The sequence below is a fragment of the Achromobacter spanius genome, assembly GCF_002966795.1.
In the GTDB taxonomy this organism is placed as follows: Bacteria; Pseudomonadota; Gammaproteobacteria; order Burkholderiales; family Burkholderiaceae_B; genus Achromobacter; species Achromobacter spanius_D.
The window spans coordinates 2,775,166-2,797,987 of record NZ_CP023270.1 but is presented as its reverse complement, the minus strand read 5'-3'; the positions used below and the strand labels follow the sequence as shown (position 1 = coordinate 2,797,987).

Genomic DNA, 22,822 nt, shown 5'->3' with positions numbered 1-22,822 from the left:
GCCCCGCTGCGGCCGCATCGTGCGCCCAGCCCTGCCGGCAAGCATATCGACGCATTTACCTCGCGGCCCCGCCGCCCCCAAAGAACATGAACCAACCCCTCGCCTCCGTCACCCCGCCCGACCGCAGCCGTCTTCTGAACACGCTGGACAACACGCATTCCTGGGACGTCATCGTCATCGGCGGCGGCGCAACCGGCCTGGGCACGGCGGTCGATGCCGCCGCGCGCGGCTACCGGACCCTGCTGATCGAAGGCGCCGACTTTGCCAAGGGCACGTCCAGCAAGGCCACCAAGCTGGTGCACGGCGGCGTGCGCTACCTGGCGCAAGGCAACGTCAGCCTGGTGCGCGAGGCGCTGCACGAACGCGGCCTGCTCAACCGCAACGCCCCGCATCTGGTGTGGCCGCTGGGCTTTGTGGTGCCGGCCTACACCATGCTGGACCAGCCGTTCTACGGCATCGGCCTGAAGATGTACGACATGCTGGCCGGCAAGCTGAACCTGGCGCCCAGCCGCTGGCTGTCGCGCCGCGAAACGCTGGCCAACGCCCCCACCCTTGCCGAAAACGTGAGCGGGCGCAGCCTGAAGGGCGGCGTGCTGTACTACGACGGTCAGTTCGACGACGCGCGCCTGGCCATGAGCCTGATGCGCACGCTGTTTGACCTGGGCGGCACGGCGGTCAACTACGTGCGCGCCACGGGCCTGACCACCACCCACGGCAAGGTCGACGGCGTGACCGTGCAGGATGTGATCGGCGGCGCAACGTTCACGCTGCGCGCGCGCTGCGTGGTCAACGCCACCGGCGTGTGGGTGGACGCCGTGCGCCGCATGGAAGACAAGAACGCGCAGACGATGGTCGCGCCCAGCCAGGGCGTGCACCTGACGCTGCCGCAGGATTTCCTGCCGGGCAAGCGCGCCGTGCTGATTCCGAAGACCGACGACGGCCGCGTGCTGTTCGTGGTGCCATGGAACGGCCACACCATCGTCGGCACCACCGACACGCCGCGCCAGGATCTGCCGCTGGACCCGGACGCCGGCGCGCAGGACGTGGATTTCATCCTGAACACCGCCGCGCGCTATCTGAGCCGCAAGCCGACGCGCGACGACGTGACCAGCGTCTGGGCCGGCCTGCGTCCGCTGGTCAAGGCGACCGGCGAAGCCTCCACCAAGAAGCTGTCGCGCGAGCACACGATTCTGGTGTCCAAGGCCGGCCTCGTGACGGTCACCGGCGGCAAGTGGACGACGTACCGCCGCATGGCGCAGGACGTGGTCGACACCGCCATCCAGCATCAGTTGCTGACGCAGGCCTCGTGCCGCACCGAATCGCTGCCGCTGCATGGCGCCAATGGTCTTGCGCCGTCGCAGGAACACGCGGGCACGCCGGACAGCTACTACGGGAGCGATCTGGCGACGTTGCAGGCGTTGCCCGGCGCGCAGCGCATGCTGGTCAAGGCCAGCGGCCTGTCCGAAGCGCACGTGCGTTTCGCGGCGCGCTTTGAACTGGCGCGCAGCGCCGAGGACGTGCTGGCGCGCCGCAACCGCGCGCTGTTCCTGGATGCCGAGGCCGCGATGCTGGCCGCGCCGGAAGTCGCGCGCATCCTGGCCGAGGAACTGGGCCACGACGCGGCCTGGCAGCAGCGCACGCTGCAGGACCTGGCCACCGTCGCGGCGACCTACCGTCTGAAGTAATCCGCTAAGGTAATCCGCTACGGCACGCGCAGGCGGCTTTCCCGGATCAACGATTCGAACACGCGCAGCAGGTCGGGATCGAACTTCGATCCCGCCTCCTGATTCAGGATGTCCATGATCTGCGTGTGCGAGCGCGCCGGATGGTAGGGCCGCGCATCGCCCAGCGCATCGTAGGAATCGGCCACCGAGATGATCCGCGCGTGCAGCGCGATGGCGTGGCCGGCAAGGCCGTCCGGATAACCGGAGCCGTCGAAGTGTTCATGATGGTGCCGCACCGCCAGCGCAATGGTCTCGCGCTGCGGCATCGCGGTCTGCATGATGAGGGCAGCGCCCGCGGCGGCGTGCGCTTTCATGATTTCCCAGTCTTCCCATACCAGCCGGTGCGGGCTGTGCAGCACGCGATCGGGCGTGCCGATCTTGCCCACGTCGTGAAGCCGCGCGGCGACGGTAATGACGTCCACCTCGTGCTCGGGCAGCGCACAGGCCCGGGCCAGCGCCACGCTCAGCGCAGCCACTCTATTGCAATGCCGGCCAGTGGCCGGGTCACGCGCCTGTATCGCGGCAAACAGCGCCGCTTCATAGGATCCTGCGGGGATTTCGGGTACGTCGGGGGGGGGCATTGGAAAATCTGCGCGCCGCAACGGCATCGCGGCGCGCGCATATCGGAAAGCCGGGATTCTGACACAATCCGCAACGATCTCCGGCCGCCGCACGCTGGCGCGGGGCCGGACTCCGCTTTCCCGCCGTTTTGCCGTAACGGCAATCAGGTCTTCAGGCGTTCCAGCAGCGCCTTGGCCACGCCCACCGACGAGCCGGGATTCTGGCCCGTGATGAGCAGGCCATCGCTGACCACGTGCGACTGCCAGTCCGGACCGCTGCTGTACAGGCCGCCCAGCTGTTTCAGCTCGTCCTCGACCAGGAACGGCACCACATCGGTCAGTTGCACGGCGGCTTCTTCCGCATTGGAAAAGCCGGTGACCTGCCTGCCCTGCACCAGCGGCTTGCCGTCCGCCGTCTTGGCGTGGCGCAGCACGCCCGGCGCATGGCACACGGCCGACACCGGCTTGCCCGCGGCCAGCATGGTCTCGATCAGCGCCACCGATTTGGCGTCTTCGGCCAGGTCCCACAGCGGACCGTGGCCGCCCGGGTAAAAGACCGCGTCGTAATCCGATGCCTGCACCTCGGCCAGCCGGCGCGTGGATGCCAGCACGCGCTGCGCGTCGGTGTCCTTCTGAAAGCGGCGCGTGTCGTCGGTCTGCGCGTCCGGATCGTCGCTCTTGGGATCCAGCGGCGGCTGGCCGCCCAGCGGCGAGGCCAGCGTGATCTTGGCGCCCGCGTCCAGGAACGCGTAGTACGGCGCCGCAAACTCTTCCAGCCAGAAACCCGTCTTGCGGCCCGTATTGCCCAGCGTGTCGTGGGAAGTCAGCACGATCAGGATGTTCATGTAGCGCTCCATTCGTCAGGGCCGACACGCACAATGCGTTTGCCGGCATTTTCGCCCTTGAGCAGCCCGATCAGCCCGCGCGGGGCGTTCTCCAGGCCGTCGACCACGTCTTCACGGTACTTGATGCGTCCTTGCTTGATGAGGTCCTGCATGGCCTCGCGGAATTCGCCGTAGCGATGCGCGTATTCGTTGAAGATGATGAAGCCCTGCATCCGCAGCCGCTTCGTCAGAATGGTGCGCATCAGCAGCCCCAGGCGATCCGGGCCCTCGGCCTGGCTGGTGGCGTTGTAGGCCGAGATCAGCCCGCACACCGGAATACGCGCGCGCGGATTCAGCAAGGGCAGCACGGCATCGAAGACGGCGCCGCCCACGTTTTCGAAGTACACGTCGATGCCTTGCGGCGCCGCCTTTGCCAGGCGCCCGGGCAGGTCCGGCTGGCGGTGGTCCACGCATTCGTCAAAGCCCAGTTCCTCGACCACGTAGCGGCATTTGTCCGGCCCGCCCGCAATGCCGACGACCCTGCAGCCGTGGATCTTGGCAATCTGGCCGACCACGGCGCCGACCGCGCCGCTGGCCGCCGCAACGACGACCGTTTCGCCGGCCTTGGGCTGGCCGATGTCCAGCAGCCCCATGTAGCCGGTAAAGCCCGGCATGCCCAGCACGCCCAGCGACCAGGACGGGTTTTCGGGGTTGGCGCCCAGGCGCAGCAGCCCGGCGCCGTCGGACACCGCGAAATCCTGCCAGCCGGTCTGGGCCAGCACCCACTCGCCCACCTGGAATTGCGGATTGTTGGAGGCATGGACGCGCGTCACCGTGCCGCCCACCATCGGCTCGCCGATCTGCACGGGGTCGGCATAGGACGGCGCGTCGCTCATGCGGCCGCGCATGTAGGGGTCGAGCGACAGATAGACGGTGCGCAGCAGCACCTCGCCCTGCCCGGGCTGGGGAATATCGCCGGTTTCCAGGCGGAAGTCGGCGTCGGTAGGCTCGCCGTGCGGGCGTGCCGCCAGCACGATGCGGCGGTTGGTCGAAGCGGATTGCGGCATGAGGTTCGGTCTCCTTCGTGGCGCCGGCCGGGCCTCGCGGACAACCCCGGGCGGCAGGTGGGGAACCGGCCCATTACACCATCGACGGCAGCGAGGCCGAGCGGTAACCCTGTTGATCGAACCCTCTTTTAATTAATTAAGTCTTTAATTAGAATCGGCCGCATGTCTTCCGCCGCTCACCCTCCCGCCCGACGCCCCGGCCGCCCGCCGCGCCCGGACAACGCCACTGCCCGCGCCAACTTGCTGGATCTGGCCACGCAACTGTTCGCCGCCCAGGGCGTCGCCGCCACCACCATCGCCAACATTGCGCAGCGCGCGGGCGTGACGCCGGCGATGCTGCATTACTACTTCAAAAGCCGGGATCAGTTGATCGACGCGGTGGTGCTGGAACGGATCGTGCCCGTGATCGGATTTGTCTGGGCGCCCGTGCCGCTGGAGGGCGGTGGGGCCGTTATTGGTGGGGCCGCTATCGATGGCGCCCCTGCCAACGGGCCCGGCACTCCGCCCGACCCCGCCGCAGCCGCGCGTGGTTTCATCACCGAAGTGGTCGGCCGCGTGGTCCAAAGCGCCACGGAAAAGCCCTGGCTGCCGTCCCTATGGATGCACGAAGTCGTCAATGAAGGCGGCCAGTTGCGCGATCGCGTGCTGCGCCATCTGCCGTCGGACCGGCTGCAGGCGTTCGCCGGCCTGATCGCCGATTGCCAGCGCCGGGGCGCCATCACGCCGGGGGTCGAGCCGCGCCTGGTGTTCCTGTCCATCCTGGGCCTGACCCTGCTGCCGCTCGCCACGTCCAATCTGTGGCGCCGGATCTGGCAGGACGACCCGGTGGCGCAGTCCATCGGCAACGAGGCGATTGCCGCCCACGCCATTGCCATGCTGACCGGCGGCCTGTTCGCACAGCCCTCGCCGCCCTCCTCTCCCTCTGCTCCGACTCCAGGACGCTGACCATGCGCACCCTACGCCGCCTGTCCGCCCCCCTCGCCTTGCTGCCGCTGTTCGGCTGCGGCAACAACGACCAGCCGTTCTACCAGGGCTATGTCGAAGGCGATTACGTGTATGTCGCCTCGTCCGAACCAGGCCGCCTGGATACGCTGGCGGTGCGGCGCGGCCAGCAGGTCGACGCCAACCAGCCGCTGTACGCGCTGGACGCCACGCGCGAGGCCGCGGCACGCGATCAGGCGCAGGCGGAAGTGGCCGCGGCCCGCGCGCAACTGGAGGACATTGCCACCGGCAAGCGGGCGCCCGAGGTCGATGTCAGCCTGGCGCAACTGGCGCAGGCGCAGGCCGCCAGCCGCCGGTCCGCCGCGCAGCTGGCCCGCGACAATGCCCAGTTCCGCATCGGCGGCATCGCGCGTTCGCAGCTGGATGACAGCCGCGAGCAGGCGCAGTCGGACGCGGCGCGCGTGCGCGAACTGCAAGCCCAGGTCGAAGTGAACCGGCTGCCCGGCCGCGACGAAGCCCGGCGCGCGCAGGCCTCGCAAGTGGAAGCCGCCGACGCCGCGCTGGCGCAGGCCGAGTGGACGCTGAACCAGAAACGGCTGGCCGCGCCGGCCGCCGGGCGGATCTTCGACACGATGTACCGGGTGGGCGAATGGGTGCCGGCGGGCAGCCCGGTCGTCAGTTTGCTGCCGCCCGGCAACATCAAGGTGCGGTTCTTCGTGCCGGAGACGGTGGTCGGGTCGCTGAAGATCGGCCAGCAAGCCACGCTGCGCTGCGACGGCTGCGGCGATCCGATCCCCGTGCGCATCGATTACGTGTCGGACCAGGCCGAATACACGCCGCCCGTCATCTACAGCCGCGAAAGCCGCAGCAAGCTCGTGTACATGGTCGAAGCCCGCCCCGCCCCCGACGCGGCGGCGCGGCTGCATCCGGGTCAGCCGGTGGAGGCGACCCTGCCATGAACGCGCCCAGCGCTGGCGGCAACGTCATCGACGTGCGCGGCCTGAACAAGCACTTCGGCAACAAGCACGTCGTGAACGACGTGTCGCTGCAGGTCCGCGAAGGCGAGATCTTCGGCTTCCTGGGGCCCAACGGCAGCGGCAAGACGACCTGCATCCGCCTCATGTGCGGCCTGCTCACGCCGGACTCCGGCAGCGGCACGTGCCTGGGCTACGACATCCTGCGCGACAGCGCCGAGATCAAGCGCAACGTCGGCTACATGACGCAGAAGTTCTCGTACTGGGAAGACCTGACCATCCGCGAGAACCTGGATTTCGTCGCCCGCATGTACGGTATGCCCCAGCGCAAGGAAGCCGTGGACCGCGCCCTGCAGGACCTCGGGCTGCAAACGCGCGCCGGGCAACTGACGGGGTCGTTGTCGGGCGGATGGAAGCAGCGCCTGGCGCTGGCCGCCTGCCTGCTGCACCAGCCAAAGCTGCTGCTGCTGGACGAGCCCACGGCCGGCGTGGACCCGACGGCGCGGCGCGACTTCTGGGAGCAGCTGCATGAACTGGCGGCGCGCGGCATCTCGGTGCTGGTCAGCACGCATTACATGGACGAGGCCGAACGCTGCCACAAGCTGGCGTACATCTCGTACGGCAAGCTGCTGACGCAAGGCACCGCCGACGAGGTCATCGCCGAGCAGCGGCTGACCACCTGGGCGATCCACGGCGTCAACCTGGTGCCGCTCGGGCAGCAGTTGCGCAGCGCCCCCGGGGTCGACCAGACGGTCGCGTTCGGGTCCGCGCTGCACGTCAGCGGACGGGACGCGGCCACGCTGGAAAGCACGCTGCGCGCGGCCATCGCCGGCCAGGACCTGCGCCTGGAACGCATCGACACCAGCCTGGAGGACGTCTTCATCTACCTGATGAACCAGTCCACCGACAACTTTGCGAGCAAGCCATGACCGCGCGCCCGAACGGCTTTTCGTGGTCGCGCTGGTGGAGCATGGTGCTCAAGGAGTTCCTGCAGCTGCGCCGCGACCGCATCACCTTCGGCATGATCGTGGGCCTGCCGATCATGCAGCTCGCGCTTTTCGGCTACGCCATCAACACCGATCCGCGCCAGATGCCCACCGCCATCATCGCGGCGGACCACAGCCCGTTCACGCGCAGCTTCATCGCGGCGATGCGCTCGTCGGACTACTTTCACATCGTCGAGGAACTGGACACCGAGGAAGCGGGCCGCGCCGCGCTGGCGCAGGGCCGCGTGCTGTTTGTGGTGACCATTCCGCCCGATTTCACGCGCAGCCTGCTGCGCGGCGAGCGCCCTGCGCTGCTGATCGAGGCCGACGCCACCGATCCCATGGCGACGGGCATGGCGCTGGGCGCGGCCACGCAGCTTACACAGGCCGTCGCGCAAAAGGACCTGACCGGACCGCTTGCCAGCCTGGCGGGCGGCCAGCCGGCCTTCGACGTGCGCATCCACCAGCTCTACAACGAAGAGCAGATCTCGCAATACAACACCGTGCCCGGGCTGATGGGCGTGATCCTGACGATGACGCTGGTGATGATGACCGGGCTGGCCATGACTCGCGAGCGCGAACGCGGCACCATGGAAAACCTGCTGGCGATGCCGGTGCGGCCGATCGAGGTGATGACCGGCAAGATCGTGCCCTACATCGCCATCGGGTTGATCCAGGCGAGCATCATTCTTGCGGCGGCGCATTTCGTTTTCCACGTCCCCATCATGGGTAGCCTGCTGTCGGTCTACCTGGCCGCGCTGCTGTTCGTCGCGGCGAACCTGACGGTCGGCATCACGCTGTCGTCGCTGGCGCAGAACCAGCTTCAGGCCATGCAGCTGACCATGTTCTATTTCCTGCCGAACATGCTGCTGTCCGGCTTCATGTTTCCGTTCCAGGGCATGCCGATGTGGGCGCAGCACCTGGGCAACCTGCTGCCGCTGACGTATTTCAACCGGCTGATCCGCGGCATCCTGCTCAAGGGCAATGGCTGGTGGGACCTGTGGCCCAACATCTGGCCCCTGATGCTGTTCACCGTCATCGTCATGACCGCCGCCGTGAAGTTCTACCGCCGCACCCTGGATTGAAGCCCATGTCCCGCCCCCCCTTCATGCCCGCTTCCCGCCCCCTGGCCTCGATGGCGCTGTGCGCGCTGCTGTCGGCCTGCGCGGTGGGTCCCGACTTCGATAAACCCGCCGCGCCGGACGTAGCTGCCTACACGGCTAACGGACAGGACGCGCTGCCTGCGGGCCAGCAGCGGCTGCAACCGGGCGCCGACATTCCCGCCCAGTGGTGGCAATTGTTCCGGTCGGACGCGTTGGACCGCATGGTGCGGCAGGCGCTGGACGCCAGCCCCACGCTGATTGAAGCGCGCGCCCGCTTGCGCCAGGCGCAGGAAGACCTGGCCGCAGACACCGGCGGTCGCATGCTGCCCGCGGTGGACGCCAATCTGTCCGCGGCCCGCAAGAAGGTCGATCCCGCCGCCTATGGCGTGCCGGTGGCCGAGCCACCCCCGCCCTTCACGCTCTACAACGCCTCGATCGACGTGTCCTACACGCTGGACGTGTTCGGCGCCAACCGCCGCGCGCTGGAAAGCCTGGCCGCGCAAATGGATTACCAGGCGCACGAGCTGCAGGCGGCACGCATGTCGCTGGCGGCCAATGTCGTTACCGCCGCCATCCGGCAGGCGGATCTGGCCGAGCGGCTGGCCGCCACGCGCGACCTGTTGGCGGCGCAGGTCAGCCAGCAGGACATCATGCGTAAGCGCCTGGATGCCGGCGGCATTGCCCTGGCCGACCTGCGCAACCAGGAGCTGCTGGTCGCGCAGACCCGTGCCACCGTCCCGCCGCTCGAATACCAGCTTGCCCAGGTGACCCACCAGCTTGCCACCTACCTGGGCGTGCTGCCGGCCACCCTGCAATCGCCGCCGCTGCGTCTGGCAGACCTGACGCTGCCGCCCGACGTTCCGACGGGCGTGCCTTCGGCGCTGACACGCCAGCGGCCCGACATCCTGGCGGCCGAAGCCCTGTGGCACAAGGCGTCGGCCGACGTGGGCGTGGCCACGGCCAACCTGTATCCACAGTTCACGCTGACCGCCAGTTTCGGCTCGCAACGCACGGGCGTGAACGAGCTGTCCGATGGCGTCAACGTGTGGAACCTGGGACTCGGGCTGGTCCAGCCCCTTTTTCATGGTGGCGAGCTGCGGGCGCGCAAGCGGTCCGCCGAGGCCGCGTATGACGCCGCCGCCGCATCATTTCGCCAGACGGTGCTTGATGGCTTCCGGCAAGTGGCCGATGCGTTGCGCGCGCTGCAGACGGACGGCGAGGCCTTTGCGGCCTACGACGACGCGTGGCGCCGCGCGGACGAGGCCGGCCGCATCGCGGCGGGCCGTTACCAGGCCGGCGGCATCAGCCACCTGAGCCTCCTGGACAGCCAGCGGCAGGTGTTGCAGACCAGGATTTCGCGCATCGAGGCGGATGCCGCGCGCTACACCGACACCGCCGCGCTGTTACAAGCGCTGGGCGGCGGCTGGTGGAATGAGGCGGTCGCGGCCGCTCCGTAAGCCCGCAAAAGACACTCTGCGGGTCCATGGCCGAGAATTCGGGTAGGAAAGTGTCGTTGTGCGCGGCTTGGGAAACCGTCGTATCCGTTCATCATGCAAGCGCTCAAGCTGCATGATGTTTACAACGATTCATGAATGACCTATTAGACCTGATCGTCTTCGCTCCCGACGCTGGCCAGCGCGTGCGCCGTAGCGACGAACTGGCCGAAATGGGGTTCTCGCCGCGCCATTGCGAAGACTCCAACGGACTGTTCCGCCTGTTTCAGGCCCGCCGTACCCCGCTGCTCGTGATGCAAGCCGAATTTACCGATCTCTGCATGGCCGTCGCAGGTCTGCGCGCCATGGACACCACCGCCGGTATCGTTGCCATTTCCGCCTTCGATACCCCTGAAAACCGCATTCTCGGCCTGCACTGCGGCGCCGACGCCTGTTTTTCTCCCGAGGTTGTCACGGGCGAAATCGCCGCCGCCCTGCAGGCGCTGGTGCGACGCGTCCCCACCACCGCCAGCCGCCGCGCGGCGGAGGCCGACGCGCGAACCGCACCACCGCCCGTGGCGCCCGCCGAACCGACCGGCAAGTGGCAATTCCTGGATGCCGCCTGGACGCTGGTCAGCCCCCAGGGCACGCGCCTGGCGCTGACCCAGGCCGAGCGCGAGTTCCTGCTCAAGCTGACCGGCGCGCCGGACAAGCGCATGCCGCGCGGCGATCCGCCGGGCATCGACCCGCATTCGGGCCGCGAATCCGTGCGCCGCACGGACGTCGTCGTCAGCCGCCTGCGGCGCAAGGCGCAGGACGTCGACGTGGAATTGCCCATCCGCACCGTCTGGGGCTGGGGCTACGCGTTCACTGGGGAAATCTGACGCGCGGCGGGCGTATGATTCCGCGTACAAGGCCGACTCCCGGCCCGCCACTGCCCCTTTAGTCCCATGGAAGTCTTTGAACGCCTGCAAGCCCTGCTCATCCAGCATCAGGCGCGCTACCGCCTGCTCGAACACGTTGCCGCCGGCAAGTCCGTCGAAGTGGCCGCCATCCGCGGCACCGAGGTCAGCCAGGGCGCCAAGGCGCTGGTCTGCCGCGTGAAGATCTCGTCCAACCAGCGCAAGAACGTGCTTGCCGTCTTTCCCGCGGACAAGCAGGCCGACCTGGACGCCATCGCGCGCGCGGCCGGCGGCAAGAAGGCCTCGCTGGCGTCGCAGGACCTGGCGCGCGAGCTCACGGGCTGCGAGATCGGCGCCATCCCGCCCTTCAGCTTCAATCCCGATCTGGCCCTGCTGGTCGATCCCAGCCTGCGCGAGCGTCACGACGAAATCGTGTTCAACGCCGGACGCCTGGACGCGTCCATCCTGCTGAACACCGACGACTACTTCCGCCTGGCCGCGCCCGAAGAGGCGCCGCTGATCAAGGCCTGACCCGCGCCGCCCATGAGGCCACCTTGCCCCGCCCATTGACGAGCCACGGCGCGCGCGCCTCCAACATGCGCTGGCTGATGAGCCTGGCGCACATGGAACCGTCCCCGGTAAACCCCTGGGTGATGCTGCGGGCCGCCCTGGCCATCGGCCTGCCGTCCGCGGTGGGCCTGGCGCTGGACCAGGGCGCAGCGGCCGCGCTGGTGGCGCTGGGCGCGCTGCCCGCCATCACGGGCGACAACGGGGGCCCCTACCGCAACCGCGCGCTGTCCATCGGTTCCACGGTGTTCGGCGGCGCGTTCGGCTATCTGCTGGGCAACCTGTTGTCCGGCCACGGCCTGTGGACGTCCGCGGCAATGACGCTGCTGGTGCTGGCGGCCAGCCTGGTCGGCACCTTCAACAACATCGCCGCCGTCGCCACGCTGCAATTTGCCACGTACGTCATCGTCGGCTCCAGCTTGACGCCTACGCTGCCACCCTGGCTGCCGCCGGTGCTGGTGGGCGTGGGCGGGCTGTTCGGGCTGGCGCTGACGCTGTCCGGCTGGGTCGTCAATCCCATCGCGCCGGAGCGGGCCGCCGTGGCGCAGGCCTACCGCAAGCTGGCCGCCATGTTTGCGGCCATCGGCACGTCGCGGGTGATGGCCGCGCGCCGCGACATGGAAGCCGCCATGGCGACGGCCTACGACACCGTCCTGGCCGCGCGGGGCCGGTCGGCGGGCCCGTCACCCCGGCTGGCGCGGCTGGCTGCGCAATTGCAGGCCTGCACACCGCTCACCAACGCCGCGCTGGCGCTGGCGCGCGCCGGCCGCGTGTTGCCGGACGAATGCGCCCGCGTCATGAACCACCTGGCCGACCGGGTCGAGAACGATGCCCAGCCGGACGCGCGCGACGACATCGCCGCGCTGCACCGCGCGGGCATGCCGCAGTTGGCCGAGGCGCTGGAGCAGGTGCAGCCGCTGCTGCACGGCGCCCGGGCCAATCAGACGACCGAGGCCGACGCCTTTGCCGACCTGCAGCCCGCACCGGCGCGCACGCCGTGGCGCGTGCTGATCCGCACGTACCGGCCCGGGCCGACGACGGTGCGTTACCTGATCCGGCTGGGTCTGTGCCTCGTCGCCGCCGAGGCCGTTGCGCTGGCGGCCGCGCTGCCGCGCTCTTACTGGGTGCCGCTGATCGTCGTGGTGGTGTTCAAGCCCAACTTCGGCTCGGTGTTCGCGCGCGCGCTGCAAAGCTGCGCGGGCAGCGTGGTCGGCGTGGCGATCAGCGCCACGGTGCTTGCGCTCGATCGCGGCGGTTTGGCCAGCCTGCTCACCGTTGCCGCGCTGGCCGCCCTGCTGCCGTGGTCGATACGGCGCAACTACGGGCTGTTCTCGGCGATTCTGGTGCCGATCCTCATGCTGCTGATCGGGGCGCTGCAGCCGGGTAGCTGGGCCATTGCGCTGGCGCGGCTGGTCGACGTGGGCGTGGCGGCGGCCATCGTGCTGCTGGTGGGCTACCTGCCGTGGATCCGCATCGAACGCAGCAACCTGGACCATGCCGTGTCCGCCGCCACGTCCACGCTGGCGGCCTACCTGAACACCGTCTTTCAGACCGATCCCGGCAGCCGGCACGACCTGCGCGCCCGCGCCTACGCGCGCCTGTCGGATCTGCGCGTCGCCCTGCAGCGCGGGCTGTCCGAACCCCGCCTCGTCAGCCGCCGCGCACTGGCCTGGTGGCCGGTGGAAGTGGCGCTGGAGCGCGTGGCCAATGCCATCTCGGACACGGCCTGGTCGCTGCCTGCCGGTCAGGACGCACCGGCCGCCGCCCAAATCGCCCAACTGGCCGCCGCCCTGGACAGCATTGCCGCGGCCGTCGAACAAGGCTTGCCCGTGCCTCTTGACGCCATCGTGGCGCCGTCACCGCTGTTGCGGGACGTGGCCGCGCAGATCGAAGCCTTGCGCGTCACGCTGGCCGGTCCCGACTTCACGGCGGCGCCCGGCCGGCCTGCCGCCCCATCCACCCTTCATCAGGTCTGAATCATGTGTCTTGCCGTACTGGCCCTGCACACGCTGCCCGGCATCCCCGTACTGATCGCCGCGAACCGCGACGAATTCCATGCGCGCCCCACCCTCCCCGCGGCGCAATGGCCCGACGCGCCGGCCATCTACGCCGGGCGCGATGGCCAGGCGGGCGGCACCTGGATGGGCGCGACCGCGCAGGGACGCTATGCGCTGGTCACCAATTTCCGCGAGCCCGGCCGGCACCTGGACAACGCCCCGTCGCGCGGCGCGCTGGTCGAGGACTTTCTGCGCGGCGCCATGACGCCGCAGGCCTACCTTGAGTCGGTGCATGCCATGGACCAGGCGTACAACGGCTTCAACCTGATCGTGGGCGACGCGCGGCAGGCCTGGTACTTGAGCAACCGCAACGGCGGACCGCGCGCGCTGGCGCCCGGCGTCTACGCGCTGTCCAATCACCTGCTGGACACGCCGTGGCCCAAGCTGGCGCGCACCAAGGCCGCATTCTCGGCCGTGCTGCACCACCAGCCGCAGCCCGACCTGCCCGCGCTGTTCATGGCGCTTGGCGACCGCAGCCCGGCGGACGAAGCCGACCTGCCGGCCACCGGCCTGCCATTGGCGCGCGAACGCCTGTTGAGCAGCCCGTTCATCGTCAGCCCCGACTATGGCACGCGCAGTTCCAGCGTCATGGCGCTGCACGACGACGGCGCGGGTGAACTGGAGGAACGGCGGTTCGCCCCGGACGGCTCGGTCAGCGGCGTCAGCCAGCTGACGTTTTCCTGGCACGCGGCCGGCAGCGGCGCATGATGCGCGGCGCCTGATACAAACGGTTGATTTCCGAGGCGGACGGACGCGAACTCACCTTGCGCGCTCACGTCGAATGGTTGCAAGCTACCGGCGTGGGCAGCCGCAACGTGCTGCCGCGCCGGTTTTTCTGCAGGAGAACTCCATGAACAAACGTTTTGAACGCTGCACGATGGCCGCCGCCATGGCCCTGGGCAGCATCGCGCTAGCCGGTGTCCTGTCCACCGCCCAGGCGGCCATGCCGCCCGTGCAGCACCAGGGCACGATCGAATACGTCAGCGGCGGCATCGGCATCGACGAATCCGAAGCCATGAAGGCCGCGTCCAGCAGCTATCCGCTGGCGTTGACCTTTGCCGCGCAACGCGGGGGCAAGGCCGATTACGTGGCCGACGTAACCGTCACGATCCGGGATGCGCAAGGCAAGGCCGTGCTGCAGACGACCGCGCAGGGGCCTTACATGCTGGTGAAGCTGCCGGCGGGCAACTACCGGATCTCGGCCACGTTCGATGGCAAGGCGCAGGAGCGCGAGGTCACCGTGCAAGGCTCGGGCACCGCGCGCGCGATGTTTGAATGGAAGTGATGGCGTTGGGGCGCGGCTGGTAAAGGCGCGCCCCTGCTCAACGGCGCCGGACGCGTCAGACGCCCGCAAACAGAATCGCTATGACAAAGCCCACGCCCGCGGTCCAGACCAGCGAGCGCAGCGCACCCCAGTTCGCCAGGTACATCGCCAGATAGCCCAGCCGCGTGCCCAGCCAGCACGCCATCAGCGTGGCGACGTGCGCGGGCGACGCCTGGTTGTACAGCGCGAACAACACGGCGGCATAGAAGAACGGCAACGCTTCGAACGTGTTGACCTGCGCGGCGTTGGCACGCGCCCGCCAACCGTCCTGCCGGGCCAGCCAGGCCCGCGGATCGTTGTTGTCGAATTTCTTGCCGCCTGCCTTGGCGATGATCGTGGACACGAACGGCAGTAGCGCCGCCGCCAACATCAACCACGCGATTGTCTTCATTCCTGACTCCATTGCTGGCGGCGTAAGAGCCGCCGGATGCGCGGGGCGTGTGCCGCCGCTGCCGCATGGTCGCCTGAAAAGCCGGGCAAGGCAAAGCCGCTGCTGGGGGGTGGCGTGGGCGGCTCGGGTATCAAGCGTGGCGCGGACAGCATCGAACACGCCCTCGGCGTCAGCCGCACGGTTGGCGAACACCACGCTTACACTCTGCGCTTTGCGATACCTTGCCGCCCGCCAAATGCCGCACGTCATGCCCTGGTTTGCCCTGTTCCTGGCCGCCGCCCTGCTCTGGCCACCCTTCACACGCCGTTGGGCGCTTGTTCCGTTAGCGGTGGCATGGGCTTGGGCATTGGCCGACGGGACAGCCGACCTCGTTGCGCTCGCAGGGCCCGCGCTGCTGCTGGTAGCTGCGGCGCTGGTGCGATCGCACGCAGGGCCGGCCGCGCGCATGGCCGGGCATGGACTTTTCGTGATCGTGGCCGTGCTGCTCTTTGCGCATCTGCTGCCCGGCTTTCACAACCTGCGGGTGATCGATCCCGCGCCGCTCAGTCTGGACGCGGTTCCGTTCAGCATGTATCTGAACCTGGACAAACCGCTCGTGGGGTTCTGGGTGGTGCTGGTGCTGGCGCCGCCGATGGCCGCAGCCCATGCGCGTCTGACCTTGCAGGCGGCGATCCTCGCATGCGCCGCCGCGGTGGCGGCCTGCCTGGGATTGGCGCTGGCATTGGGCGTGGTGGCGTGGGCGCCGAAGTGGCCCGCGTCAGGCTGGATCTGGCTGATCAACAATGCCTTGCTGGTGACGCTGGCCGAAGAGGCGCTGTTCCGGGGATATGTGCAGCAGCGGCTGGCGCAGTGGTGGCGCCATCGCGCATGGGGCGCGTGGGCTGCGGTGGCCGTGGCGGCCGTGCTGTTCGGACTGGCCCATTACGCGGGCGGTTGGCAATGGATGCTGCTGGCGGGGATGGCGGGCGCGGCGTATGGCGCGGCCTACCATTACGGCGGCTTGGGCGCCGCCGTGCTGGCGCATCTGGGCTTGAACGCGGCGCACTTCGGACTGTTCACCTATCCGATGCGCGCCGCGCTATGAACGGCCGGCGGTTCAGGCCGCCAGCGCCGGGTAGTCCGTATACCCTTCCGGACCGGAGGCGTAGAAGGTAGCCGGATTCGGCGTATTCAGCGGGGCCTTGCGTTCCAGACGCTCGGCCAGGTCGGGCGTGGCGATGTACGGCACGCCAAACGCCACGGCGTCGGCCTTGCCGGCCGCGATGGCGGCTTCGGCCGTGTCGCGCGTGTAGCCTTCGTTGGCGATATACACGCCGCCGAACTCGGCCTTGATCATCGGCGCCAGGCTGTCGGGCGCTTCGTGTTCGCGGGCGCAAATGAACGCGATGCCGCGCTTGCCCAGTTCACGTGCCACATAGCCGAACAGGCCCGGCAGGTCCGAATCACCCATGTCGTGGGCATCGGCGCGCGGCGACAGATGCACGCCGACGCGGCCAGCGCCCCACACCGCCACGCAGGCGTCGACCACTTCCAGCAGCAGGCGGGCGCGGTTTTCGATGGAGCCGCCGTATTGGTCCGTGCGGTGGTTGGTGCTGTCCTGCAGGAATTGGTCCAGCAGGTAGCCGTTGGCGGCATGCACCTCGACGCCGTCAAAACCGGCTTCCATCGCCAGCTTCGCGCCGTGGCGATAGGCCTCAACCACGCCGGGAATCTCGGCGGTCTCCAGCGCGCGCGGCGTCACGTACTCGCGCTTGGGGCGCACGTGGCTGACGTGGCCCTTGGCGGCGATGGCGCTGGGCGCGACCGGCAGTTCACCGTCCAGGAACATCGGGTCTGAAATGCGGCCCACGTGCCAGAGCTGCGCAACGATCAGGCTGCCCTTGCCGTGCACGGCGTCGACCACCTTGCGCCACCCCTTGACCTGCTCCGGGGACCACAGCCCCGGCGTGTCGGCGTAGCCCACGCCCTGCGGCGTGACCGACGTGGCTTCCGTCAGGATCAGGCCGGCGCCCGAACGCTGGGTGTAGTACTCGACCATCAGGTCGTTGGGCACGCGGCCGGCGCTGGCGCGCTGGCGGGTCAGCGGCGCCATCACGACGCGATTGCGCAGGGTCAGGTCGCCGACTTTCAGCGGTTCAAACAGGGGGTTCATGCAAAATCCTTTCGTCCCGGCAATGGGGCGCTTGCGGGTATGGCAGACGGGCTACATATCCAGGTTCAACTGCCGCAGAAACGCGGCAATCACGGGTTCATTGCGACGGAAAAAGACCCACTGCCCTACCTTGGTGGCCGAAATCAGGCCGGCGCGCTGCAGCACGGCCAGATGCGACGACACCGTCGACTGTGACAGGCCGCAGCGATCATCGATGTGGCCCGCGCACACCCCGTGTTCGAAGGTGTGGCCCGGGCGCTCCTCGAAATACGCATGCGGCGTCTTCAGCCAGGCCAGGATGTCGCGGCGAACCGGATTGGCCAGCGCCTTGAGGATGGCGTCGGCGTCGATCGCGGGTTGCGCGGCGTTCTGGTCGGAAGGTGAGGAAGTTGCGGTCATATTGGTATATCGCAATTTATCGAATCATATATCGGGTTTATCCGATATATCGTCATGCCCCTGCCGACATCAAGGATTTTCGGCTCCGGTCTGGCGGCCCGTTGGCCGGCGATCTGGCTTGAGGCTGTCGGCCCAGTCGCGGGCAGGGTCGCGCTGCGCCTTCCAGTTGACCAGCGCGGTGATGGCCATGGCGATCACCGCGCCCAGCGCCGCCAGCGCCATGTCCTTCTGCGCGTCCCAGATATCGCCTTGCGTGCCCAGGTAGGCCGCGCCCAGGTCGCCGCCAAAGAACTCCGCGGCGCCCCACTCGATCAATTCGTAGAGCGCCGACGTCGACAGCGTCACGTCCATCGGCAGGAAGTATGCCCAGAAGCCGCGCACCTCGGCCACGCGCAGGAAGATCTCGCGGATCGGATAGGCCAGCAGCAGGCCGTACGAAAAATGCACGACGCGGTCGAAATTGTTGCGCTCCCAGCCCAGCAGGCTGTTCAGGCTGTGGCCGGTCAACGCGCGCCACCACTCGTCGTACGGCACGAGCGAATACGTATAGTGCGCGCCCACCGCGTGCAGGCACAGGAACAAAAAGATCAGCGTGTACGACACGCGCGAAAACACGAACGCGCGCCGCGTGGCAAACAGCACGGCGCCCAGGCCCAGCACCAGCGCGTTCTCCAGCGCCCAGGCCGAGCGGTCGTGCGGGTCGATGGCCAGCGCCACCCAGATGACGGCGAACACGCCGGCCAGCGTGACCAGATAGCGGCGGCGCGCGTCGGCCATGATGCGCCCTAGTCGCCCTGCACCCGGCCGCGCAGCCGCTTGACCTCGCCGTGCAGCACCTTGCGCTGCACGCGCCGGCGTTGCGACGAGCGCGTCGGCTTGGTGGCGCGGCGCGGCTTGTCGACCTGGATGGCCGACCGCACCATGCCCACCAGGCGCTCGATGGCCTCGGCGCGGTTCTTTTCCTGGCTGCGGAAGGACTGCGACTTGATGACGATGACGCCCTCTTTCGAGATGCGATGATCGCTGACGGCGCACAACGCATCCTGCACCTCGGGCGGCAGGCGGGAAGCGCGCACATCGAAGCGCAGGTGGACGGCGCTGGACACCTTGTTGACTTTCTGCCCACCGGCGCCCTGCGCACGGATCATGGTGAAGGTCAGGTCGCGCTCGTCGATAAAAAGCGAGTCTTGGACGTGAAACATAGGCGGGAAGTCTACAGGGGCAGACCCCGTCTTGCAGGGTCTTTCGGCGGATATTGGCCGCGCCAAGTAAAATAGTGCGCTTTTGCTCGAATTCCGTGGCGCCCTGCCGCCCGCATCTCCTATGACTTACTCCGCCAAAGAAATCTTCAAGACCCTGCAAGGCGAAGGCGCCCACGCAGGCCGCGCGGCGGTATTCTGCCGGTTTGCGGGCTGTAATCTCTGGACCGGCCGCGAAAGCGACCGTGCCAGCGCCGCCTGCACCTTCTGCGACACCGATTTCATCGGCACCGACGGCGACGGCGGCGGCAAGTTCGCCACGGCCGAACGGCTGGCCGATGCCATTGCCGCGGCCTGGGGCCCCGACGCCGGCAACCGTTACGTGGTCTTCACGGGCGGCGAGCCGCTGCTCCAACTGGACGCGCCGCTGCTCGACGCCATCCACGCCCGCGGTTTTACCGTCGCCATCGAAACCAACGGCACGATCAAGCCGCCTGCCGGCATCGACTGGATCTGCGTCAGCCCCAAAGGCACGGCCCCGGTCGTGATCGAACGCGGCAATGAGCTCAAGCTGGTCTACCCGCAGTTGAACGCCCTGCCCGATGCCTTCGCGCATCTGGATTTCGAACACTTCTTCCTGCAACCCATGGACGGACCGGCGCGCGCGGCCAACACCGAGCAGGCCGTCCAATACTGCATGCAGCATCCGCAATGGCGGCTCAGCCTGCAAACCCACAAATACATAGGCATTCCATGATTTACCCCCACGCCTTGCGGAGCACGCGATGATTTCCGTGACCCGCAGGCTCGAGTTCGACGCCGGCCACCGCATCCCCGACCACCGCAGCCAGTGCCGCAATCTGCACGGCCACCGCTACGTGCTGGAAATCACCCTGACGGGTGACATCGTGCAGGCGCCCGGCGAGTCCGACAACGGCATGGTCATGGACTTCTCCGAGATCAAGCACATCGCCAAGACGCACATCGTGGATGTGTGGGACCACGCGTTCCTGGTCTATGAGGGCGACGACGCCGTGCGTGGCTTCCTGGACTCCCTGCCCGGCCACAAGACGGTCGTGCTCGACCGGATTCCCACTGCGGAAAACCTGGCGACCATCGTCTTCGAGACGCTGGCGCCGCAATACCACGGCCATTACGGTGCCGAACTGCGCCTGACGCGTGTGCGTCTGTACGAAACGCCGAACTGCTGGGCCGACTGCAACGGTTGATTCTGGCCGGGTGGTGGGTTTCAGTCTCCCGAACACTGGTTGCTCGCCCCCGGTGTCTGACACCTCATTCCGTCCTACATTTGGCTGGGGTGTCTGACACCTGAATTCGTCTTACACGGCCAGTCGCATTCCCGTCTCCGGCCCTGTTTTCCAGCCATGGAAAACCGCCCTGCGATTTCCCCAATTGGAAAAATCTATCGAGATAGTCGCCATTTTCAATCATTAGTAAGCTAATAGATAGGATACAATCGAATTCATGCTTACTCCATCCGACTCCCAGCTCATGGCCACCACCGCCAACCTGATGGTGCTGTCGCGCGCCTACCGCGGCGCTGCCGATAAAGCGCTTGCCGACTATGGTCTTTCTCAAGCGACTGCGTGGCCCGTCATTCTGGCCGGCCGTCTTGGCGACGGGGTTCGCCAAGGCGCGCTGGCCGAAGCCTTGGGTGTCGAAGGCCCCTCTCTGGTGCGCGTGCTGGATCAACTGGTGGCCGCCGGCCTGATGGAACGCCGCGAAGACCCCCACGATCGCCGCGCACGCACGCTGCACCTGACCGACGCCGGCCACGCGCTGCGCGCGCAGGTCGAAGACGTGCTGGTTGAACTGCGCCGCCGCATCTTTCACGACGTCAGCGAATCCGATCTGCAGGCCTGCCTGCGTGTCTTCGACGCCCTGAAGGTGTCGCTGGGCCGCAGCGGCGCCGGTGCGCAAGAGGACGCGCGGCCATGAAGCTGCCCAACGTCCGCGAAACCATCTTTTCGCTCAAGAGCTACCTGAGCGCCATCATGGCGCTCTACCTGGCTTACAGCATTGGTTTGCCGCGTCCGTTCTGGGCCATGACCACCGCCTACGTCGTGGCGCAGCCCTGGTCCGGCGCCGTGCGTTCCAAGGCGCTGTACCGCCTGGTCGGCACCTTCTTCGGTTCGGCAGCCACGGTCTACATGGTGCCACGGCTGTCGAACTCGCCCGTCGTCATGACCGGCGCGATGGTGCTGTGGGTGGGCGCCTGCCTGTACATGTCGGTGCTGGACCGCACGCCGCGGTCCTATCTGTTCATGCTGGCCGGCTACACCGCGGCGATGATCGGCTTTCCCAGCGTCACGGACCCATCGCTGGTGTTCGACACGGCACTGGCCCGCGTCGAGGAAATCAGCCTGGGCATCGTGTGCGCCACGCTGATCCACAGCATCGTGCTGCCGCGCGGCCTGGCGCCCGCGTTGACGCTGCAACTGGACAAGGCCGTGCGCGATGCGCGCAACTGGATGCACGACACGCTCAGCGGCAAGGCCGCCGAGCAGCGCGACAAGGACCGCCGCGAGCTGGCCAACGACATCACGCAATTGCGCCTCTTATCCACCCACGTCCCTTTCGACACCAGCAACCTGCGCTGGACCGCGGGCGCCGTGCGCGCCATGCAGGACCAGATCGCGGCGCTGACGCCGGCCGTGTCCGCCGTCGAAGACCGCATGCGCGCCTTGCAGGCCAACGGCCAGACGCTGCCCGAACCCGTGCAGTCGCTGCTTTCCGATATCTCGGAATGGATCAACGCCGGCCCGCAGGCCTCGCATGAAACCGCTGTCCAGTTGCGCGCCGCCGTGACGCGGCTGACGCCCGGCATCGACAGCCGCTCCACCTGGCGCGACGCGCTGCTGGCCAGCCTGATGGCGCGCCTGCGCGAACTGATCGACACGTATGACGAATGCCTGGCGCTGCGCCGCGATATCCGCGCCGGTCTGCAGGGCGCGCCGGTTCGCGCCCCGCGCACGACCCGCGATCCGAATTCGGCGCTGCACCGCGACCACGGCATGGCGCTGCTGTCGGCGCTGGCCGCGGGCCTGGCCATTTCGGTGTGCTGCGCGTTCTGGATCGGCACGGCCTGGAGCAACGGCGCGACCGCCGCGCTGATGGCCGCGATCTTCAGTTGCTTCTTTGCGTCGCAGGACAATCCCGTGCCCGGCATCATGCAGTTCCTGACCTACACGGTATATTCCATTCCGCTGTCGGCGCTGTATCTGCTGGGCATCATGCCGGCCATTCATTCGTTCGAGATGCTGGCGCTGTCCATGCTGCCGACCGCCTTCGTGCTGGGCGTGTTTATCGCCCGCCCGGCCAGCACCGGCAAGGCCATGGCCATGCTGTTCGGGTTCCTGGGCACCATGGCGCTGCAGGACACCAACACCGCCGACGTCGTGTCGTTCATCGACACGCAGGTCGCGCAGTGCATGGGCGTGGCCACGGCCGCGATCATTGCCGCCATCTTCCGCACCGTCAGCGTCGACTGGAGCGCGCGCCGCATCCAGGCCGCCAACTGGAAGGAACTGGCGACGCTGGCCAGCTCGCCGCGCGCGCCGTCGCGCCACACCTACACCGCCCGCATGCTGGACCGCATCGGCCTGTTGCAGCCGCGCCTGGCGCTGGCCAAGCGGCCCGACGACCTGGTGGCCGCCGATGCGCTGAAGGACCTGCGCGTGGGCCGCGACATCACCGAGCTGCAGCGTGCGCGCCGCCATCTGCCGATGGCCGAGCCCACGATCCAGCCGGTGCTGAACAGCCTGGCGCAGTTCTTCAAGATCCGTTCGTCGGGCCGCGTGCAGGACAAGACGCCGGAATTCCTGGCGCAGATCGACCGCGCGCTGTGCAGTGTGGCCGCCACCCCGCAAGGCCCGCATGCGCGCGACCGCGCCGTGGTGGCGCTGGTCGGCATCCGCCGCGCCTTCTTTCCCGACGCGCCCGACTATCAACCCGCCCATCCGACCCTGGAGGGCCGAGCATCATGATTGGCGAATTCAATCTCTACGGCATTTATTTCCCCTGGCTGCTCGTGCTGGGCGTCGTCACCCTGGCCGTGGCCTGGGGCGTGCGCCGCGTGCTGGCGCGCGCCGGGCTGTATCGCCTGGTGTGGCACCCCGCGCTGTTTGATCTGGCGCTCTTTGTGGTGCTGCTGTACGGCGTCTCCCTCATTTCCCCGCATTTTCTTCAGAGATAGGT

At 68.1% G+C, this 22,822-nt stretch carries 25 protein-coding genes; 17 read left to right on the top strand and 8 right to left on the bottom strand.

Features of this window, described 5'->3' with window-relative positions; translation table 11 throughout:
• Positions 1-86 precede the first annotated feature (86 nt).
• Positions 87-1,685, top strand: a complete 1,599-nt coding sequence (locus CLM73_RS12540) for a glycerol-3-phosphate dehydrogenase/oxidase (protein WP_105238718.1) — start codon at positions 87-89, stop codon at positions 1,683-1,685.
• A 17-nt stretch (positions 1,686-1,702) separates the two neighbouring features.
• On the opposite strand, the gene CLM73_RS12535 is transcribed toward CLM73_RS12540, so the two are convergent.
• From CLM73_RS12535 to CLM73_RS12525, 3 genes are all read right to left on the bottom strand, one after another.
• Positions 1,703-2,305, bottom strand: a complete 603-nt coding sequence (locus CLM73_RS12535) for an HD-GYP domain-containing protein (protein ID WP_105238717.1) — start codon at positions 2,303-2,305, stop codon at positions 1,703-1,705.
• A 143-nt stretch (positions 2,306-2,448) separates the two neighbouring features.
• On the bottom strand, positions 2,449-3,129 hold the full coding sequence (locus CLM73_RS12530) for a type 1 glutamine amidotransferase domain-containing protein (RefSeq protein ID WP_105238716.1): 681 nt from the start codon (positions 3,127-3,129) through the stop codon (positions 2,449-2,451).
• Positions 3,126-4,175, bottom strand: a complete 1,050-nt coding sequence (locus CLM73_RS12525) for an NADP-dependent oxidoreductase (protein WP_105238715.1) — start codon at positions 4,173-4,175, stop codon at positions 3,126-3,128. The genes CLM73_RS12530 and CLM73_RS12525 overlap by 4 nt, the downstream gene beginning before the upstream one ends.
• A gap of 162 nt (positions 4,176-4,337) precedes the next feature.
• Here CLM73_RS12525 and CLM73_RS12520 point away from each other — a divergent pair, with 162 nt between their 5' ends.
• The 10 genes from CLM73_RS12520 (at position 4,338) to CLM73_RS12475 (ending at position 14,424) form a co-directional block, all read left to right on the top strand.
• Entirely contained in the window at positions 4,338-5,120 is a 783-nt protein-coding gene (locus CLM73_RS12520; RefSeq protein ID WP_105238714.1) for a TetR/AcrR family transcriptional regulator, read from the top strand.
• Between the two features lie 2 nt (positions 5,121-5,122).
• Positions 5,123-6,076 (top strand): HlyD family secretion protein, encoded by a 954-nt coding sequence (locus CLM73_RS12515; RefSeq protein WP_105238713.1) that lies wholly within the window; start codon positions 5,123-5,125, stop codon positions 6,074-6,076.
• Positions 6,073-7,020 (top strand): ABC transporter ATP-binding protein, encoded by a 948-nt coding sequence (locus CLM73_RS12510; protein ID WP_105238712.1) that lies wholly within the window; start codon positions 6,073-6,075, stop codon positions 7,018-7,020. Before CLM73_RS12515 ends, CLM73_RS12510 begins: the two co-directional genes overlap by 4 nt.
• On the top strand, positions 7,017-8,162 hold the full coding sequence (locus tag CLM73_RS12505) for an ABC transporter permease (RefSeq protein WP_105238711.1): 1,146 nt from the start codon (positions 7,017-7,019) through the stop codon (positions 8,160-8,162). Before CLM73_RS12510 ends, CLM73_RS12505 begins: the two co-directional genes overlap by 4 nt.
• Positions 8,163-8,167: 5 nt before the next feature.
• A complete protein-coding gene (locus tag CLM73_RS12500) occupies positions 8,168-9,637 on the top strand; it encodes an efflux transporter outer membrane subunit (protein ID WP_105238710.1) in 1,470 nt (489 codons plus the stop codon).
• 131 nt (positions 9,638-9,768) lie between these two features.
• A complete protein-coding gene (locus CLM73_RS12495) occupies positions 9,769-10,497 on the top strand; it encodes a response regulator transcription factor (protein ID WP_105238709.1) in 729 nt (242 codons plus the stop codon).
• 66 nt (positions 10,498-10,563) lie between these two features.
• Entirely contained in the window at positions 10,564-11,046 is a 483-nt protein-coding gene (locus tag CLM73_RS12490) for a YbaK/prolyl-tRNA synthetase associated domain-containing protein (RefSeq protein ID WP_105238708.1), read from the top strand.
• 23 nt (positions 11,047-11,069) lie between these two features.
• Complete coding sequence (locus CLM73_RS12485; protein WP_234015861.1) at positions 11,070-13,058, top strand: FUSC family protein; 1,989 nt, start codon at positions 11,070-11,072, stop codon at positions 13,056-13,058.
• A gap of 3 nt (positions 13,059-13,061) precedes the next feature.
• Positions 13,062-13,847 carry an NRDE family protein gene (locus CLM73_RS12480; protein WP_105238707.1) on the top strand — a complete coding sequence of 262 codons (786 nt, stop codon included), beginning with the start codon at positions 13,062-13,064 and terminating at the stop codon, positions 13,845-13,847.
• A gap of 142 nt (positions 13,848-13,989) precedes the next feature.
• Positions 13,990-14,424, top strand: a complete 435-nt coding sequence (locus CLM73_RS12475; RefSeq protein ID WP_105238706.1) for a carboxypeptidase-like regulatory domain-containing protein — start codon at positions 13,990-13,992, stop codon at positions 14,422-14,424.
• A 55-nt stretch (positions 14,425-14,479) separates the two neighbouring features.
• On the opposite strand, the gene CLM73_RS12470 is transcribed toward CLM73_RS12475, so the two are convergent.
• On the bottom strand, positions 14,480-14,854 hold the full coding sequence (locus tag CLM73_RS12470) for an MAPEG family protein (RefSeq protein WP_105238705.1): 375 nt from the start codon (positions 14,852-14,854) through the stop codon (positions 14,480-14,482).
• A 247-nt stretch (positions 14,855-15,101) separates the two neighbouring features.
• Between CLM73_RS12470 and CLM73_RS12465 the strand changes: the two genes are divergently transcribed.
• Positions 15,102-15,938 carry a type II CAAX prenyl endopeptidase Rce1 family protein gene (locus CLM73_RS12465; RefSeq protein WP_234015860.1) on the top strand — a complete coding sequence of 279 codons (837 nt, stop codon included), beginning with the start codon at positions 15,102-15,104 and terminating at the stop codon, positions 15,936-15,938.
• Positions 15,939-15,950: 12 nt separating this feature from the next.
• Here the strand turns inward: CLM73_RS12465 and CLM73_RS12460 are convergent, their stop codons facing one another.
• The 4 genes from CLM73_RS12460 to arfB form a co-directional block, all read right to left on the bottom strand.
• Positions 15,951-17,006, bottom strand: a complete 1,056-nt coding sequence (locus CLM73_RS12460) for an alkene reductase (RefSeq protein ID WP_105238703.1) — start codon at positions 17,004-17,006, stop codon at positions 15,951-15,953.
• Between the two features lie 51 nt (positions 17,007-17,057).
• Positions 17,058-17,405, bottom strand: coding sequence for an ArsR/SmtB family transcription factor (locus tag CLM73_RS12455; RefSeq protein WP_056560656.1), 348 nt, complete (start codon positions 17,403-17,405; stop codon positions 17,058-17,060).
• 69 nt (positions 17,406-17,474) lie between these two features.
• Positions 17,475-18,182, bottom strand: coding sequence for a DUF2238 domain-containing protein (locus tag CLM73_RS12450; RefSeq protein WP_105238702.1), 708 nt, complete (start codon positions 18,180-18,182; stop codon positions 17,475-17,477).
• An 8-nt stretch (positions 18,183-18,190) separates the two neighbouring features.
• Positions 18,191-18,607 carry an alternative ribosome rescue aminoacyl-tRNA hydrolase ArfB gene (gene arfB / locus CLM73_RS12445; protein ID WP_105238701.1) on the bottom strand — a complete coding sequence of 139 codons (417 nt, stop codon included), beginning with the start codon at positions 18,605-18,607 and terminating at the stop codon, positions 18,191-18,193.
• A gap of 121 nt (positions 18,608-18,728) precedes the next feature.
• On the opposite strand from arfB, the gene queE reads away from it, so the two are divergent.
• The 5 genes from queE to CLM73_RS12420 all read left to right on the top strand — a co-directional run bounded on the left by queE (position 18,729) and on the right by CLM73_RS12420 (position 22,820).
• Entirely contained in the window at positions 18,729-19,361 is a 633-nt protein-coding gene (gene queE, locus CLM73_RS12440; protein WP_105238700.1) for a 7-carboxy-7-deazaguanine synthase, read from the top strand.
• Between the two features lie 28 nt (positions 19,362-19,389).
• Positions 19,390-19,833, top strand: coding sequence for a 6-carboxytetrahydropterin synthase QueD (gene queD / locus CLM73_RS12435; RefSeq protein ID WP_105238699.1), 444 nt, complete (start codon positions 19,390-19,392; stop codon positions 19,831-19,833).
• Positions 19,834-20,089: 256 nt separating this feature from the next.
• Positions 20,090-20,563 carry a MarR family winged helix-turn-helix transcriptional regulator gene (locus CLM73_RS12430; protein ID WP_056560638.1) on the top strand — a complete coding sequence of 158 codons (474 nt, stop codon included), beginning with the start codon at positions 20,090-20,092 and terminating at the stop codon, positions 20,561-20,563.
• Positions 20,560-22,611 carry an FUSC family protein gene (locus CLM73_RS12425; protein WP_105238698.1) on the top strand — a complete coding sequence of 684 codons (2,052 nt, stop codon included), beginning with the start codon at positions 20,560-20,562 and terminating at the stop codon, positions 22,609-22,611. The genes CLM73_RS12430 and CLM73_RS12425 overlap by 4 nt, the downstream gene beginning before the upstream one ends.
• Complete coding sequence (locus CLM73_RS12420; RefSeq protein WP_056560632.1) at positions 22,608-22,820, top strand: DUF1656 domain-containing protein; 213 nt, start codon at positions 22,608-22,610, stop codon at positions 22,818-22,820. Before CLM73_RS12425 ends, CLM73_RS12420 begins: the two co-directional genes overlap by 4 nt.
• Positions 22,821-22,822: the final 2 nt, after the last annotated feature.

What these genes read in the sequence shown, in the direction of transcription:
- CLM73_RS12540 (WP_105238718.1), top strand. Translation starts at nt 87, where the DNA reads ATGAACCAACCCCTCGCCTCCGTCACCCCGCCCGACCGCAGCCGTCTT.
- CLM73_RS12535 (WP_105238717.1), bottom strand. Translation starts at nt 2,305, where the DNA reads ATGCCCCCCCCCGACGTACCCGAAATCCCCGCAGGATCCTATGAAGCG.
- CLM73_RS12530 (WP_105238716.1), bottom strand. Translation starts at nt 3,129, where the DNA reads ATGAACATCCTGATCGTGCTGACTTCCCACGACACGCTGGGCAATACG.
- CLM73_RS12525 (WP_105238715.1), bottom strand. Translation starts at nt 4,175, where the DNA reads ATGCCGCAATCCGCTTCGACCAACCGCCGCATCGTGCTGGCGGCACGC.
- CLM73_RS12520 (WP_105238714.1), top strand. Translation starts at nt 4,338, where the DNA reads ATGTCTTCCGCCGCTCACCCTCCCGCCCGACGCCCCGGCCGCCCGCCG.
- CLM73_RS12515 (WP_105238713.1), top strand. Translation starts at nt 5,123, where the DNA reads ATGCGCACCCTACGCCGCCTGTCCGCCCCCCTCGCCTTGCTGCCGCTG.
- CLM73_RS12510 (WP_105238712.1), top strand. Translation starts at nt 6,073, where the DNA reads ATGAACGCGCCCAGCGCTGGCGGCAACGTCATCGACGTGCGCGGCCTG.
- CLM73_RS12505 (WP_105238711.1), top strand. Translation starts at nt 7,017, where the DNA reads ATGACCGCGCGCCCGAACGGCTTTTCGTGGTCGCGCTGGTGGAGCATG.
- CLM73_RS12500 (WP_105238710.1), top strand. Translation starts at nt 8,168, where the DNA reads ATGTCCCGCCCCCCCTTCATGCCCGCTTCCCGCCCCCTGGCCTCGATG.
- CLM73_RS12495 (WP_105238709.1), top strand. Translation starts at nt 9,769, where the DNA reads ATGAATGACCTATTAGACCTGATCGTCTTCGCTCCCGACGCTGGCCAG.
- CLM73_RS12490 (WP_105238708.1), top strand. Translation starts at nt 10,564, where the DNA reads ATGGAAGTCTTTGAACGCCTGCAAGCCCTGCTCATCCAGCATCAGGCG.
- CLM73_RS12480 (WP_105238707.1), top strand. Translation starts at nt 13,062, where the DNA reads ATGTGTCTTGCCGTACTGGCCCTGCACACGCTGCCCGGCATCCCCGTA.
- CLM73_RS12475 (WP_105238706.1), top strand. Translation starts at nt 13,990, where the DNA reads ATGAACAAACGTTTTGAACGCTGCACGATGGCCGCCGCCATGGCCCTG.
- CLM73_RS12470 (WP_105238705.1), bottom strand. Translation starts at nt 14,854, where the DNA reads ATGAAGACAATCGCGTGGTTGATGTTGGCGGCGGCGCTACTGCCGTTC.
- CLM73_RS12465 (WP_234015860.1), top strand. Translation starts at nt 15,102, where the DNA reads ATGCCCTGGTTTGCCCTGTTCCTGGCCGCCGCCCTGCTCTGGCCACCC.
- CLM73_RS12460 (WP_105238703.1), bottom strand. Translation starts at nt 17,006, where the DNA reads ATGAACCCCCTGTTTGAACCGCTGAAAGTCGGCGACCTGACCCTGCGC.
- CLM73_RS12455 (WP_056560656.1), bottom strand. Translation starts at nt 17,405, where the DNA reads ATGACCGCAACTTCCTCACCTTCCGACCAGAACGCCGCGCAACCCGCG.
- CLM73_RS12450 (WP_105238702.1), bottom strand. Translation starts at nt 18,182, where the DNA reads ATGGCCGACGCGCGCCGCCGCTATCTGGTCACGCTGGCCGGCGTGTTC.
- arfB (WP_105238701.1), bottom strand. Translation starts at nt 18,607, where the DNA reads ATGTTTCACGTCCAAGACTCGCTTTTTATCGACGAGCGCGACCTGACC.
- queE (WP_105238700.1), top strand. Translation starts at nt 18,729, where the DNA reads ATGACTTACTCCGCCAAAGAAATCTTCAAGACCCTGCAAGGCGAAGGC.
- queD (WP_105238699.1), top strand. Translation starts at nt 19,390, where the DNA reads ATGATTTCCGTGACCCGCAGGCTCGAGTTCGACGCCGGCCACCGCATC.
- CLM73_RS12430 (WP_056560638.1), top strand. Translation starts at nt 20,090, where the DNA reads ATGCTTACTCCATCCGACTCCCAGCTCATGGCCACCACCGCCAACCTG.
- CLM73_RS12425 (WP_105238698.1), top strand. Translation starts at nt 20,560, where the DNA reads ATGAAGCTGCCCAACGTCCGCGAAACCATCTTTTCGCTCAAGAGCTAC.
- CLM73_RS12420 (WP_056560632.1), top strand. Translation starts at nt 22,608, where the DNA reads ATGATTGGCGAATTCAATCTCTACGGCATTTATTTCCCCTGGCTGCTC.